This is a genomic window from Tenacibaculum sp. 190130A14a, assembly GCF_964048965.1.
GTDB classification, from domain to species: Bacteria; Bacteroidota; Bacteroidia; order Flavobacteriales; family Flavobacteriaceae; genus Polaribacter; species Polaribacter polynesiense.
The window spans coordinates 3,591,597-3,605,452 of record NZ_OZ040189.1; the positions used below are offsets into that span (position 1 = coordinate 3,591,597).

Consider the following 13,856-nt stretch of genomic DNA (forward strand, 5'->3'; position numbering starts at 1 on the left):
ATAATAGAAAATTAACCAACAAATAAAACAGAAAATTATGAGTAACGATGCATTTAAAAATCAACTTTCTGGTCTAATAGACCCTCAAATTGGTGAAACTTCTCCTTTAGAAAAGGATGATCAACAACTTATCTCGGCGTACAATGAAGGATATAACAAACTTTCAGATGAAGAAAAACTTTTAGCTTTTAAAAATATTATACGTAATTCTGGGAGATGCGGTTTTGCTAATGGCGGAAGCATTCAATATTTAATTAATACTGACTCAAAAAATAGGTACCGAGTAACTATTAGAACCTATTGGAGAAGTGGAATCTACAGTGGTCAATCTGATAGACCTTTCATTATAGAAGCTGGTAGTAGAATTTTTCTTGGCTGCACAGACTCCGGGTATATTCCAATAACTTACTATAGACGAGAAGTTGTAGGAGAAGTAAAACTTAGAAATTAATCATAAAATTAAAAACCTACCATGAAATTAAAAATTATACTTGTTATAGTATCTTTTTTTTTTAGCATCATGTGCTAGTAACCCTCTAAGTTACTATAATGTAGATGAAAAGGTTACTCTATCTTTAAATCCAATACCAGACTCTGACAGCATGGGGATTCTTGCTAGTGGAACCACTCTAGCTTTGGTCGCACCAGAGCTAATTAATCTTGGTTTGAAAGGGGTTAAATCGCTTGTAGAAAATGAACAAAAGAAGTATACTCAAAGTTATTCTAAAAGTGAGCGAAATGATCGTTTTTACAAAAACAGACCCGCCGATGGTTCCGCTGCAAACTTTTCGTACTCTGGATTTACCATTACTCGAAAAGTAAAAAAATCACAAACAATAACAAACGAAGTTGCCTCTAAACTAAAGTTTAATTTTGTTCTTGACCCTGATTCTCACACTATGATGGCCATAAAACCTGTTTATGCACAAGTAAATAGTACTAAATCTAAACTAAAAGAAAAAGATAATACTGTTGATTTACTAGTCAATGTTAGTATAAAAGCTTATTGGACAACTTCAAAAGATGGTGTCCCAACTTTTAACTCTAAAGAAATTTCATCTGTAAGCTTTAATCTTAAAAATTTAGAGTTAGGTAAGATATACGAGAAAAAAAGTACTAAATTTAAAAATAAAACAAGTGAATGGTTCTCTGCTGTTCCTGTTTCTGTCATTGATAAAAACATTAAAGATTACGGAAAATTCAAACTAGAAGTCACAGTTACCGAATCTGATGATTTAAAAAAAAGATTCGAAAAGTTTTCTAAGAGACTAGATGCTTCCGAAGAATTACTAAAAATATTACTGAAAGATGCATTTAATGTTGAAGATTAAAGATTACTTCAAACTACTGTTGCCTCGGCAACAGTAGTTTTGTTTATCGCACATTTTACAAACTCCACCTCACCACTTAAAAAACTTAATTCATTATATTTACGTTCGTAAAAAAAATGTTATTATTTATCGAAGCGTAAACCTCTATAATGAAATTAAAAATTGCTGTATTGTTTCTATGGATGTTTCAATCCATGAATTCTCAAATCACGTCTGAGAAACCTTTTGTTTTTATCAAAGACACTATTTTAACCTCAACACTTAAAGGGTATTGGCGCGTATCACATGCAAAAAAAGAAAACCTTGAATGTGATTGTGAAAATTTTGATGGTTTCTACAAATCAAAAACACAAAATAAAACAACTTCTAAAAAAGACAGTTTAGCTATTCATAGTGATTTCAATTTTAACTGTTCACAAATACAAAAAAACAGACTCATCATATCTGATAAGTATCTTATCAATGTTTTTAAAGCGGGCAATTTTGTAAAACACGATACTAGTAAGATAAGTATTGATAAAAATTTAAAACCAAATCTACTTTATATAAAAAATGGAGCACGTTCCTACAATATTAAAGTCGAGTTAATAGATGAAAATTATTTTAAACTAATCTACCATCCAGAAAAGTTTTGGTTGAAATTTAAAAAAGTTGAACCCAAAAACTAACGAGGCTCATTAATTATAACAAATGAAGAGACGAACCATCGAAATTTTGTTCATTATCATAATAACTTTACTGTCTATTATTCTTTTTAGAACAACTGTAATATATAAACACAACTTGTTTGAACATCCTTTTACATTTCCATTATTTGGAATTATATCAATTGGATTTCTCTTCTTCAATTATCAAGTTTTACAACTCAAATGGATTAAAAACATTCTATACTCAATGCCTGTTATAGTTGTTTCATTCATTTTATCATTGCTAATTAACGGACTAATAATTTCCTTAATGCTAAAATTAGACCAAGGAAAAACAGCTCTTGGCTGGACCTATAATTACAGATGGTTTACAATTCTAATCTTTGGTATACTATTAATTATAAGTACAGAATTAATTGGGATAAGAATTAGTAAAAAACATACAAAATAACTCTATAATGAAAATTATTTCAAACAAACATTTTGAACAAATGGAAATAATGTGTAGAAATTTTGAAGAAAGATCTAAAAATAATCTATTATTCTTACCCCAACACAAAGTTTCTAAAAAAATAAACTCTTTAATTCGTTCTATAGAAAAACCGACAGATCTTGAACTTAACACAATTGCAGATTTGGTTAAAAACATTGAGAATATAGAGCATTATGGAGGTTCTGCTTGGCACGATTATAAAATTCATGTAAATGCAATACTAAAAGAAAACGGGTTTAAATTTAACATTATTTAAAGTTTAATTAAACAGTCAAAACAACATACAAAATAGCTCTTTCAAAATAGGTAAGAGAATTGTTAATAGAACAAAAACAATCAAAACCTTGTACATTGTTACCAATTAAAATTCAAAATGAGAATATTCAAAAACATCTTTAAAAAGAACTATACAATACCTGAATTTAGTCGTATAAAATCATATAAAAACAAAGACAAATATTTTATCAGAACTCAAAAATGGGACTGGTTAAATAACGAACAAATTCATGTTATTCAAAAAACAGATGGTAACATAAAAATGATAACCATGGATTATTGGTATCAAGAAATATTTTTAGATGCAGACGGACAAAAGACCATAAAGGAAAACCTTAACCGAATGGTTCAACAATTTATTGAGAGTAAAATGGAAGTACCTAATGATCTTGATGAAATGCTTATTCAAACTTTAGACGAACTCGAAAATGAATTAAACATTATTCAGCTCATAGATCAAAAAACAGAGCTCAAACGAGAGTTTGAACTACCGTTATCAAAACAACAATAACATATATTCAAAAATGAATAAAGTCGTCTTATTTCTCTTTATAATTACAACCAATCTTTGTTTCTCTCAGCATACGGAAAGCTATCTAACTTTTGCTAATAATTTTAAAATTTCAGACCCTTCAAAAGTTGAAGTAAAATGGAGGAATGGAAACATCAAAGAGTTAAAAAACGTCATAAAATTAAAACATAACAACAAGGAATATGAACTATTAACCGGCACCTACCTACAATTCAATAAAAAAGGAATAAAAAGAACTGAATCTTTGTTCGATCAATACGGAAACTACTTGAGTTATAAACTATTTGATTTAGACGGAAACATTATTACAGAATTTGTTACTTTAAAAATTGATTATAATGATGATGGCCTAGTTGAAATCACTCAGCAACACAAAGATTATATAAAACACAAGGGCAGTAATTACCTCTACATAAAGGGAAATAAATTAAATAATCAAAAAATAGACATATGGTATACCTATGATTATTGTGGAAACATAATCAAAGAAAAGAATCACGCTCGTTAAAAGAAGCATGCTCTAATTAAAAACCAAAACACCTCAAAACTTTAATTACTTCTAATGACTGAAAAGATTGGAAATTTTCTGTGGAAAAATAATTTTTCAACATTTTCGCTCTCTCATCAAAGAGATAAGTCAGCATATTTTCACACGATACTTTTAGCTATAAAGATTGCTATGATACTTGCTGTCTTTATTTTTTTTAAAGTTTATAACTTTTCAGATTTATTCGAGTTTATTTTATTCGCATTTTTTGCCTTTCTTCTATTCATTTTTATTTCTCAACTTGTAGGAATTTACATCAAACCAACTCATAATATTTTAAAATACAATAGGTCAAAAAACCTATTCAGTATAAAAGTTAACTATTTTAAAACAACTACTATTAAAGTGCATGAGATTGATTCACTTATTATTGATCAAATCAAAGAACTCGTTTCAGGAGGTAATGGAGGGCATGCAAAAGTATATCGTTATATGGCTATTGTATATTGCAAAGATATATATGGAAATAAACACGAAATGTTCATTGTAAATCCATCTGGTATCATACAAAAACACGAAGATGAAACAATATATGAACTAAACCAAGTAAGTACTAACATTTGTAATAAAATAGGATTTATACTTAATCTTACAACAACCATACACCCGATATAAATCAATATAGTCAATACTTCATGTCATAAAACCACTCACTATTTTATTATTTCAAGTAATTCTTAAAAAAACATAATTTCAAACTTTTAATTAACTTTACTGCAAAAATTGCTTAGTACCAAACATAAATATGTTGGCACTGGCTTAAAAAATGAAAAATGAAACATAAAATACTTACATTATTATTCACATTATCTACAGTTATTTGCTACGGTCAGAATCAAAATGAAAACGTTTTATATGTCATCGATTCAGTTCCCATTACCAAAAACCCTAAAGAAGGGTTAGGATCATTGACTAAAGATGCTATATACAGAATTGAAGTTTTAAAAGATAAAGAAACCATTGAAAAAGTTGGATACAAAGACCTAGATGGAATCATTTATATTTTTACAAAAGAATATGTGAAACGACCAGACAGCATAAAAGCGATTCCCACTTCCAAAACAATGATCAAGAAAAATAGCACTTGGTATTTAAAGAACAGTTCAATACCATACTCTGGTAAATTCGTTGACTATTATTTAACTGGTAAAAAACAAGGGGAAGGAACCTTGTTTAATGGAAAGTTGAAAGGACAACGTCTTATATATTACTTAAACGGAAATGTATCAGATGCTATTGAATATGACAATGGAATTGCAAACGGTACTGAAAAAAGGTTTTACCAAGACGGAGTCCTAAAGCAAAAAGGGAACTTTAAAAATGGGAAAGAAGTTGGAGTTTGGGAAGTATATCATCCAAATGGACAATTAAAACAGCGCATAAATTTTGTGTATGGTAAAATGGATGGAGCAGTTATTTCTTACTATTCAACTGGAAAAATAAAAAGTAAAACCTCGTACAAAAATGGTATTTACCAAAAAGACAAAATAAACAACAAAATTTATGCTTACTACCAACAGGCACAAGATTTATATAAACAAGGACAATTTAAATCTGCTATAAAAAAGTATACAAAATGTATTGAGTTACGAGAAAATTGGGCTGATGGATATTTTGCTCGTGGTAATGCCAAACTAAACAGTCTTGAATTTGACGAAGCCATTAAAGATTTTGATAAGGCACTCGAAATAGAACCTTATTTTACTCAGGCTTATTCAAACAGAGCTTTTACTATTATTAGAAAATATGAATTTGGTAATAAAAGAACCTTATCTAAATCTGATAACATTCAAGTAATCGCTTCAAATGAAGCTAAAATTCCAGCAGAAGAGCTAGTTAAAGTTTGCGCAGACTTAAAAAAGGCGGTTTCACTGGGAGATACCAATTGGATGGTTTTAGAAGCTTTAAAAAAACATTGTAAAGAGTAAAAAACACTTAAAACAACGTTACCATAAACAAAAATGCTAAGAGAAAAAGACTTCAAAGAAATACTTGAAAAAAAATTGCATACTGCCTTGTTCGAAAATATAGATTTTAATGAACAACAAGCTGTTAGTTCAATTAAAAATTTCTATCGTGCATTTGGACTTGAAGTTCCTTCAAAATATTTCATTTATGAAAATGTTCAGGAGGTTATTCAGGAATTCGATGTATGGTCTTCTAACGAATTAAGTGCTGTAAATTCATGGAATTGGCAGTTTCCAATGACAAGTCCGGGGTTTTCGATGATGTACCTATTAAAAGGTAAATTTCATCTAGCACATAAAAATAAAAACCCTTTAGATCCTAGTAATCTAGATAATCAAGAAGCTTTTGATGGTTCGAATGATGTACCTGCATCACTTATAAAGGAAATGTGGTCCACATATATAAAACTAACAGACTTACACCCTGTATTTGATCTTTTAGAATCGTCTTTAGATGAGCTTTATGATGTTGAACTTATAGCAGATTATTTAGACTCTTTATTAGACAAAACTAGCCAAGAATCTTCATCAGAAGTTTTCTTTATTGGAACAGACTTTAAATTGGTATACGAAGTAGCTGTATTTGAGTATTTAATTAAATTTCATGATATTAAACGATATTCTAGCTATATTGATTGTCTTAATAACATCCTTAAAAACTGTGGATTAGTAATTTCATTTAAAGATCGTTTTGTGATCTGCAAAAGAAAAACACATCCATTAAAAAATTAACACAAAAAACAATAGCTATGTTAAGTGTCTACTATTTAATTATTGCAATCTTAATTTGGGTTGCTGGATATTTACATAACGGACGGTTTGTGCGTCCTAAATGGAAAATACCCGGAAAGTTCATTTTTTATACTACAGTATCGTTTTTATTAGTGCGTTGGTTTGGGCATTGGGGAATAATATTCATCATTGGTCATCCATTACTAGGATTCATGTTTCATCTGAAAGTATGCAAAGAAAATAATATTAATTGGCGCACCTGTGAACCAAGAGAAAAGTATATTGCATTGCAAGAAAAGTGGGCTAAGGGAGATTTTAGTAAATCGAAAAAGGAAGAATAAAATGAAAAGAAAAAACTGGAAAATTGATGAAGACAAAACTCAAGTAAACTCAATTACGAATATCCCTATCAAATGGCTAGATGTTTCCCTACAAGCTTGGATAGAAATTGAAGAAAATCAAAATTGGGGGACTGATAAGCAAATAACTTCTTTTGAATCCTTTTTAAATCAGACATTAGATACTAAGCAAGAACTTATTCAAAAATTGAACGTTATATATTCCTGTGAATTCAAAAAAGGACGAATTGAAAAAACAGATTTTAAAAATGTTTTAGAATCCATTAACTGGAAACAAAGCCAAATTTGTTTACCTCAACTTTATAATTCTGAAAACGAATATATTTTTTTACTTCCAGAAACTAATTGGAAAATTGCTGATAGTGATTACTCTCTTGAACTTGAAGTTCTATATACTAATGGTAAAATTGAATTAATTCAAGAAATGTCTGGATTATGGAATCGTAATGAATGGTTTGAAGATTATTTAAAAAGAAAAACTAGTCAAAATAAGGTATAAACAAACTGTGAACTTAAAAGAAAAATTAAAAAAAATAGATATCGAAATTGAAAACGGATTAAAATTCAAAGCTGCAAACCGATTAAGAAATCTAATACAGGAAAATCCAAATGCAATTGAATTACGTAATAAACTTGCCGAACTTTATTACCAAAGTGGATTTTTGGACGCTGCTGGAAAATATTGGATTCTGACTGAACCAACAGACGATCGTATAAAAAAGTGTGTTCAGATTTACGAAAAATCGGTCAACAATTCTGGTTATCAAATTTTGCAAGAAATAGTGTTTCGTGGAAATAAATCCAAACTATCAGTATATGCTCAGAAAAAATTAACTCAACTAGAGTATGACAGTAAAGAAAAAGTTAATCATATTCCTAAATTTTACCCTAAAAGTAATAAATCAAAACAGAAAAGCGCTAAAAATAAGAGTACCATAAAAGATAGAATAATAGAATTTATATTTTTCTCTGTGTTAATTTCAATTGTGCTTTTAATTATCATAGGGATTGTAACAGTAATTAAATGGTTATTCTAAAAAGAGAAATCCACATTACAATAATAGTAACATATTAGTACCAAACTGTGTAATAACACATTGTATAGATCAACATCAGTAATTAAAAACAATAAGAAAATGGCATTTTGGAATAAAATTTTTGGAAAAGGAAAAAACAAATCCAATCAACCTGAAAAAAATAAGGAAAAGAAAAATCAATACGACTTGAATTGGATTCCACCAAATCAAAATCCTTGGAATATTGAACTGTTAGATTTAAGACCCATCTCACAAACCATGCTTTCTACGTCTCAAGACCCAAAAATGGCGTCTAATGCGGTTTCATACAATCAAGAAGATGGATTAATTTTCTTAGATCAACACCTTGAATCTAACAAATCGTTCGAATCAAACCTTTCTTTTCCAATTGATGGTACTTTAGAAAATGGCGTGTTGTTTATCCCTGATACTATGGAAAACAAATGGGCCATCTATTATCATCAAAACAAGATACTTTTTATTCGAAGTTGGCTACGAGAAGTATTCGTTGTTGCCGAAACCATTCAAGAAAACAATCAGTTAATTGTAACAAAAATAAACGGAGAGTTTACAAACGACGAAACCAAAGAATTTACTGAAGCTGTCTTAGAATTTTTAATGTACAGTCATGTTTTACAAGAAACGGTTCCTGCTCCAATTCCTAAAAAATTAAAAGAAGATACCGACAAATCAGGTTTATGGGCTTTTTCAAGTTATGGAAACATGGCACACTTTGGTCATTTTGAAGCATCGATTTCCCATACTACAGAAGCAAAAATTAGAAGTCATTCCTTATTGCATATTGCTATTGCACGAGGTGAGTTAAACAAAGTACAAGAAGAATTGAATAAAGGTGTTAATATTAACGCATTGGCGGGAGATGGACTCTCAACACTTCAATGGTGTCTTGGAAATGAAACTAAGATGTTAGAATTCCTTTTAAACAACGGAGCAAACCCGAATATTGAATCGGTTGAAGGCGCTACTCCTATAATGAATGCCGTTCAATCAAATCAAATGGAACATTTAAAAATGCTTATTGCGCATCAAGCAGATATAAACAAACAAGACCATAGAGGTTTTACAGCATTGCATAGAGCTGCTGAAATGGGACATATTGAAATTGTTAAAGAATTATTACAGAATGGTGCAAAAAAGGAAATCGAAGCAGAAGGACATACTGCATTATCCTTAGCACAAGCGAGAGACAATAAAGAAATCATGAAAATATTAGCATAGAAAGAGTGTAATTAAAAACACTCGCTTTTAGCAGAGACTTAAAACAACGTTTAAACTACATTAAACAATGGATAGTTATAAAATTTTTTGGAAAAATGAATATATTGGAGAATTGACCAATATAATATTAGACATGTCATATTGGGAAGGTACGTGGGAACCAAATTCAACTGACCTTGCTAAAAAATTTACAGATTTAACTTCAACCTTTGATACTACATCTGTAATGATAAATCCAACTAAAGGAATTAGAGCTATTTTAGAAGACCAAAATTCTTATCAAACCCATATCTTAATAATTTCTCTTATTGAAAATAACATTCTTCTAGTAAAAAGAATAATAAAAGATTCTGCTATTGAATGGCTTCTGAAAAACGTACCTGAAGAATAACCTTTGTTTTGCTACATTTAAAATGATGGTTATTCCTCGAAAAGAATTATGATCTATTTCTATTGACAACGTAAATTACACATAAGTAATTCATAAAAAACACCCTATACTCAATCTGACTATCGAATTGGAAAATTACATATTGCAATTGAGTTAGAAGAAAATCTAGGGACAAGCTTGTTTATTTATACCAACCGAAAACACCCAAAAGATATGGGAGCTAAAATCTAAACGTAAAAAATGAAAACTATAGTTTACTTAACAACAATCTTATTGCTTTTAGGACTCAATACCTATTCACAAGCTAGCCATAAATCTTTTAATGAAGAATTGGTAATTACAATAAACAAAGATTCAATTTCTGGTTATGCTTTGATTGCTAATGGAAATGAATTAAAGGAAACTGTTATTTTGCTTCATGGATTGCCTGGACATGAAAAAAATCTTGATTTAGCAGAGAAAATAAGACAAAATGGAAAAAATGTGATTTACTTTAATTACAGAGGCTCTTGGGGAAGTCAAGGAGAATTTCTTTACTCTAATTGTCTAGAAGATATATCGAAAGTAATAGATTATTTATCAAGTGATATCATTTCTAAAAAGTTAAGAGTTAAAAAAAACTCTTTTATTTTAATTGGGCATAGCTTAGGAGGCGGAATAGCTGTTTTACAAGGAATTAAAGACCAAAGAGTCATAAAAATAATTGCCTTATCCTCATTCAACGCTGGAGAAGAATTAAAAAACAACAATTCGCCTGATGAATTAGTTGGTTTCCAAGATTATTTGAATAAACAATTTATGTTGAATATTGATTCCAAGAAATTCTTATCCCAAATAATAAATCATAAACAACAATGGAATTTGACGTCTATCAATACTCTTGAAATTACCAAACCTTTCATTTTTATAGACGAAAATAATAGGAATGAATACTGGATAAAAAAAATAAAGAAAGGTGAATATTTAGTACTTGACTCTGATCACTCTTTTTCAGACAAGCGAAATGAATTAAGTTTAGAAATAATAAAATGGTTAGATAAAAACTAATGTAATATCACAACCAACAATGCTAGCTAAAAAACCTTATAAATACTCGAATGTAGAATTATTAGGTATTTTGTTTTGGCTACTCTTCATTTTTATTGCAATTCTAATTTTCAATTGGAATCAATAAACTTGCTATTTCAATTACGGATTCCCGCACAAATCCACAGTTAATTATCTTTATATTTGGATACTTCTTAACGAAGACTCTCCAAACATTTTAAGCTATATCTCAAGTTTACAACTCTCTTTTTTGTATGTATACAACCTGTAAATCATATGAAATAACCTGTTAGTTAACATAGCAATCCTACCCCAAAATTGAAATAGTAATTATAAAAATTAACAACCATGAAAAATTTAGGGTATCTATTTTCAGTAGTAACAGTACTAACATTATTTATTACTTCTTGTAGTCAAAAAGAAGAATTCAACTCTTTACACAGCGGCAAAAGTTTAGAAAGTATACTTACTGAAATATCAACAAAAGCAACTTCTGAAAACAAAATTATTAAATGTACCTTGTTAGTATATAAAGACTCCAACACTTATGGTTTTGAGGGTGTTGAGTTTTTAGAAAACAGCCAAGATATATTAGACTTTAACAAAGGAGCGCAAAATGCTATCGCTCAAAAAAGGCATAAAAAAAAGCTTTAGATTTCTCTAAAGCTTTTTAAATTCAGTACGGGTGAAGGGAGTCGAACCCCCACGCCTCACGGCACTAGATCCTAAGTTTAAAACTCTTATCTTCCCATTTTTTCGACCTTTGATTTTCAAGGCTTTGAGTTTTTATAAAAGACTCAAATTAATAAATTCTATGTACAAAGTTATGTACAAAAAGTGATATAAAAAAATCCTGTTTTTATAGCTATAAAACTTCGTATATCAACAACTTCGCGCAGAAAATACAAATATAATTTACAGAAAACAATACCCAATACCCCTATTAATCAACTCAGGGTTAACCCTGATAAGCTCAGGGAGACTAGGTAGTTAACAAACAGGAAAAACCCTTATTTCATTATGATCTTATATGAGTTATGTTTGTGCTTTAAAGAATATGCTTATTTATGGTAAACCGTAAAAAAATAAAAAAATAAAGTTTATTTTGCCGAAATTCTAACATATTCAAAGAATAAAAAATTAATTATAATTTTGTTGAAAACCCCCGACAAAAAAATGCTAAAAAACCCTTTAATAGTTTCGTTAACATTCTGTTTGTTTTTTACAATGTTTACATCAAATACTCTTGAGTTCAATTCTAAGTTTGATTCAACACTAAGCAAAAAAGTAGTTATTGATCCAAAAGATATCAAACCTCCTACAAATGGAATAATTTAAATTAAAAATGAATAGAATAATCCCTTCAATTATTTTAATTACAACATCACTATTGCTATTCAATTGTTCTGATAACTCTGTAGATGAAATGTTACAATTAAAAAGCAATCAAAGCCTGAGCCAAACAGAACCAGGGGACGATGGTAAAATTAAAACAACAGACCCCGCAGATGATGGTGAAAAATTATCGAGTAATAAAATTGACCCGATAAAAGATTGTCCAGAAAATGACAGAAATTGTAATGGAGTTCCAGACGATCAAGAGAGAAATTAAAAAAGTAAACATTACCAACAAAGAAATTGATTTATAAACACAACTATTTACCTCGCTAACACTTATTTAATTACCATTATTTTTGCTTTAAATAAAAATTTAAAATAAAGTAAAAATGAAAAAAGTATTAGTAGTTTTAGTTATGTTTTTTGGTATAGCAATATTAACAAGTTGTACAGATAACACTGAAAAAATAGCAAAGAATGAAGAGAAAATCGAACATTTCGGTAAAATTGATCCCATTAAAGATTGTCCGCCAAATGACAGAAACTGTAACGGAGTACCTGACGATGAAGAGTAGTTTCTATCTAACCATTTTATGTTTAGGAGTTACTGGACCTTTTTGGCATGTTTTTTATGGAATTAGAGATACTGAGGGCTTGTTTGGTTATACATACATGTCCTCATTTCTTAATTCTTTTGGCAATTATACAAGTATTTTATGCTTAGGCTTATTGCTTAACTTTTCTTCAAGGCATGTAAGCAGTGAATACAAAAAAGTGTTTAGACTATTTTCTTTTATTACAATTTTTGTTGGCTGTTACTTTCTTACATTAATAGTTTTTCCCAAAAAACTTTTATTAAATACATTTGGAATTAGGGATTTCCATCGAATTTTCTATTACATAAGTATGATTGGAATTTGTATTTCTTCTGTGTTCATTTTTATAAAATTTCAAAATGCATTTTTATATTCTGAGGAAAAAATAAAAACTTTAATTGAATTTATTTTTCGAACAAGAAACAATTATTATACTGAGGTTGCATCTAAAGCTTTATATGCTGAAATTCACAACAAAGCCTTAAAAAGCGATAAAACTGTAGAAGAAAACAGTAAAGATTTTGAAGAAGATTTATTGAAAACGTTTGAAAAGATATCTGAATAGTTAGTAATGGGAATAAATAAAATTATACGTAGATATAAAATATTTAAAAAACTTCTTGATAAAGGTTATACCAGTACTTTAAACGAAAAATCTTTCAAAAAAAGCACATTTGATTTAACTAAGGAAAGATTAGAAGAAATGATTAAAGACAATCATCGGCTAGATGAAGAAATTAACCAACATCAAATTGAAATTTTTCTACTTGAAAATGATATCAAAATTAATCATTAATTAATTTATCCCTTTTTGCTAAAAGATCTAATTTGTCTTTTTTTAACTTTTCTAAGACCTGCTCTTTAAATTCATTTTCCATTAGCAGCTTATAAGCTGTGTTTTCCCTAAATTTTTCTTTATTATCAAAAATAAAAGTAATTATTTCCTCAATGCTAAAGTGAGCTAAAGAATCTCTATTAGTTATAAAAATATCATCACTAACACCTAAAACATAATCTGCATTAATGTTGAATGTCTCCACCATTTTCTTTATCACATCAAAATTCGGTTGAGAAATTACTAGGTCCTTTTTAGAATTCCTCCTACCTTTCGTGTAACCATCAATAGTGGTGCTTGACACCCCTAGCTTCTTAGCGAAACTACTATTGTTTAGTCCTAAGACTTCAATTATTTTTTCAATTCTTTTACTAGTAACCATGCTTATTGTAACAAAAAAATGCGTTTATGTTTTTTTATTCTGCGCTTATGTTGTATGTTTGTGTCGCTATATAACAAATATAGCAGATTTTTTTACAAAATAGTCGA

22 protein-coding genes are annotated in these 13,856 nt (G+C 29.1%); 21 read left to right on the forward strand and 1 reads right to left on the reverse strand.

The window, feature by feature from the left end:
• Nucleotides 1–37: 37 nt before the first annotated feature.
• The 21 genes from ABNT22_RS16730 to ABNT22_RS16830 all read left to right on the forward strand — a co-directional run bounded on the left by ABNT22_RS16730 (nucleotide 38) and on the right by ABNT22_RS16830 (nucleotide 13,328).
• Nucleotides 38–451 (forward strand): hypothetical protein, encoded by a 414-nt coding sequence (locus ABNT22_RS16730; RefSeq protein WP_348713979.1) that lies wholly within the window; start codon nucleotides 38–40, stop codon nucleotides 449–451.
• Nucleotides 452–602: 151 nt separating this feature from the next.
• Nucleotides 603–1,331 carry a hypothetical protein gene (locus ABNT22_RS16735; RefSeq protein WP_348713977.1) on the forward strand — a complete coding sequence of 243 codons (729 nt, stop codon included), beginning with the start codon at nucleotides 603–605 and terminating at the stop codon, nucleotides 1,329–1,331.
• Nucleotides 1,332–1,480: 149 nt separating this feature from the next.
• Nucleotides 1,481–1,999: a hypothetical protein gene (locus ABNT22_RS16740; RefSeq protein WP_348713975.1), complete on the forward strand. Its 519-nt coding sequence runs from the start codon at nucleotides 1,481–1,483 to the stop codon at nucleotides 1,997–1,999.
• Between the two features lie 22 nt (nucleotides 2,000–2,021).
• A complete protein-coding gene (locus ABNT22_RS16745) occupies nucleotides 2,022–2,429 on the forward strand; it encodes a hypothetical protein (protein WP_348713973.1) in 408 nt (135 codons plus the stop codon).
• A gap of 7 nt (nucleotides 2,430–2,436) precedes the next feature.
• A complete protein-coding gene (locus ABNT22_RS16750; protein ID WP_348713971.1) occupies nucleotides 2,437–2,727 on the forward strand; it encodes a hypothetical protein in 291 nt (96 codons plus the stop codon).
• Between the two features lie 117 nt (nucleotides 2,728–2,844).
• On the forward strand, nucleotides 2,845–3,258 hold the full coding sequence (locus ABNT22_RS16755; protein WP_348713969.1) for a hypothetical protein: 414 nt from the start codon (nucleotides 2,845–2,847) through the stop codon (nucleotides 3,256–3,258).
• Between the two features lie 13 nt (nucleotides 3,259–3,271).
• Complete coding sequence (locus tag ABNT22_RS16760) at nucleotides 3,272–3,787, forward strand: hypothetical protein (protein WP_348713967.1); 516 nt, start codon at nucleotides 3,272–3,274, stop codon at nucleotides 3,785–3,787.
• A gap of 54 nt (nucleotides 3,788–3,841) precedes the next feature.
• Nucleotides 3,842–4,441 carry a hypothetical protein gene (locus tag ABNT22_RS16765; protein WP_348713965.1) on the forward strand — a complete coding sequence of 200 codons (600 nt, stop codon included), beginning with the start codon at nucleotides 3,842–3,844 and terminating at the stop codon, nucleotides 4,439–4,441.
• A gap of 158 nt (nucleotides 4,442–4,599) precedes the next feature.
• A complete protein-coding gene (locus ABNT22_RS16770) occupies nucleotides 4,600–5,754 on the forward strand; it encodes a tetratricopeptide repeat protein (RefSeq protein ID WP_348713963.1) in 1,155 nt (384 codons plus the stop codon).
• A gap of 33 nt (nucleotides 5,755–5,787) precedes the next feature.
• The gene (locus tag ABNT22_RS16775; protein ID WP_348713961.1) at nucleotides 5,788–6,525 is read left to right on the forward strand and encodes a hypothetical protein; all 738 of its coding nucleotides are present in this window, start codon (nucleotides 5,788–5,790) and stop codon (nucleotides 6,523–6,525) included.
• A gap of 17 nt (nucleotides 6,526–6,542) precedes the next feature.
• Nucleotides 6,543–6,866, forward strand: a complete 324-nt coding sequence (locus tag ABNT22_RS16780) for a hypothetical protein (protein WP_348713959.1) — start codon at nucleotides 6,543–6,545, stop codon at nucleotides 6,864–6,866.
• Between the two features lies 1 nt (nucleotide 6,867).
• On the forward strand, nucleotides 6,868–7,383 hold the full coding sequence (locus tag ABNT22_RS16785; protein ID WP_348713957.1) for a hypothetical protein: 516 nt from the start codon (nucleotides 6,868–6,870) through the stop codon (nucleotides 7,381–7,383).
• A 7-nt stretch (nucleotides 7,384–7,390) separates the two neighbouring features.
• Nucleotides 7,391–7,921 (forward strand): tetratricopeptide repeat protein, encoded by a 531-nt coding sequence (locus tag ABNT22_RS16790; RefSeq protein ID WP_348713955.1) that lies wholly within the window; start codon nucleotides 7,391–7,393, stop codon nucleotides 7,919–7,921.
• 99 nt (nucleotides 7,922–8,020) lie between these two features.
• Nucleotides 8,021–9,160: an ankyrin repeat domain-containing protein gene (locus tag ABNT22_RS16795; protein ID WP_348713953.1), complete on the forward strand. Its 1,140-nt coding sequence runs from the start codon at nucleotides 8,021–8,023 to the stop codon at nucleotides 9,158–9,160.
• A gap of 67 nt (nucleotides 9,161–9,227) precedes the next feature.
• Nucleotides 9,228–9,551, forward strand: a complete 324-nt coding sequence (locus ABNT22_RS16800) for a hypothetical protein (protein WP_348713951.1) — start codon at nucleotides 9,228–9,230, stop codon at nucleotides 9,549–9,551.
• 240 nt (nucleotides 9,552–9,791) lie between these two features.
• Entirely contained in the window at nucleotides 9,792–10,598 is an 807-nt protein-coding gene (locus ABNT22_RS16805) for an alpha/beta hydrolase (RefSeq protein WP_348713949.1), read from the forward strand.
• Between the two features lie 348 nt (nucleotides 10,599–10,946).
• Nucleotides 10,947–11,252, forward strand: coding sequence for a hypothetical protein (locus ABNT22_RS16810; RefSeq protein WP_348713947.1), 306 nt, complete (start codon nucleotides 10,947–10,949; stop codon nucleotides 11,250–11,252).
• Nucleotides 11,253–11,943: 691 nt separating this feature from the next.
• On the forward strand, nucleotides 11,944–12,210 hold the full coding sequence (locus ABNT22_RS16815; protein WP_348713927.1) for a hypothetical protein: 267 nt from the start codon (nucleotides 11,944–11,946) through the stop codon (nucleotides 12,208–12,210).
• Between the two features lie 115 nt (nucleotides 12,211–12,325).
• Entirely contained in the window at nucleotides 12,326–12,511 is a 186-nt protein-coding gene (locus tag ABNT22_RS16820) for a hypothetical protein (RefSeq protein WP_348713925.1), read from the forward strand.
• Nucleotides 12,512–12,842: 331 nt separating this feature from the next.
• A complete protein-coding gene (locus ABNT22_RS16825; RefSeq protein WP_348713923.1) occupies nucleotides 12,843–13,097 on the forward strand; it encodes a hypothetical protein in 255 nt (84 codons plus the stop codon).
• Between the two features lie 6 nt (nucleotides 13,098–13,103).
• Entirely contained in the window at nucleotides 13,104–13,328 is a 225-nt protein-coding gene (locus tag ABNT22_RS16830) for a hypothetical protein (protein ID WP_348713921.1), read from the forward strand.
• Here the strand turns inward: ABNT22_RS16830 and ABNT22_RS16835 are convergent.
• Nucleotides 13,318–13,749 (reverse strand): helix-turn-helix transcriptional regulator, encoded by a 432-nt coding sequence (locus tag ABNT22_RS16835; protein ID WP_348713919.1) that lies wholly within the window; start codon nucleotides 13,747–13,749, stop codon nucleotides 13,318–13,320. The genes ABNT22_RS16830 and ABNT22_RS16835 overlap by 11 nt on opposite strands.
• Nucleotides 13,750–13,856: the final 107 nt, after the last annotated feature.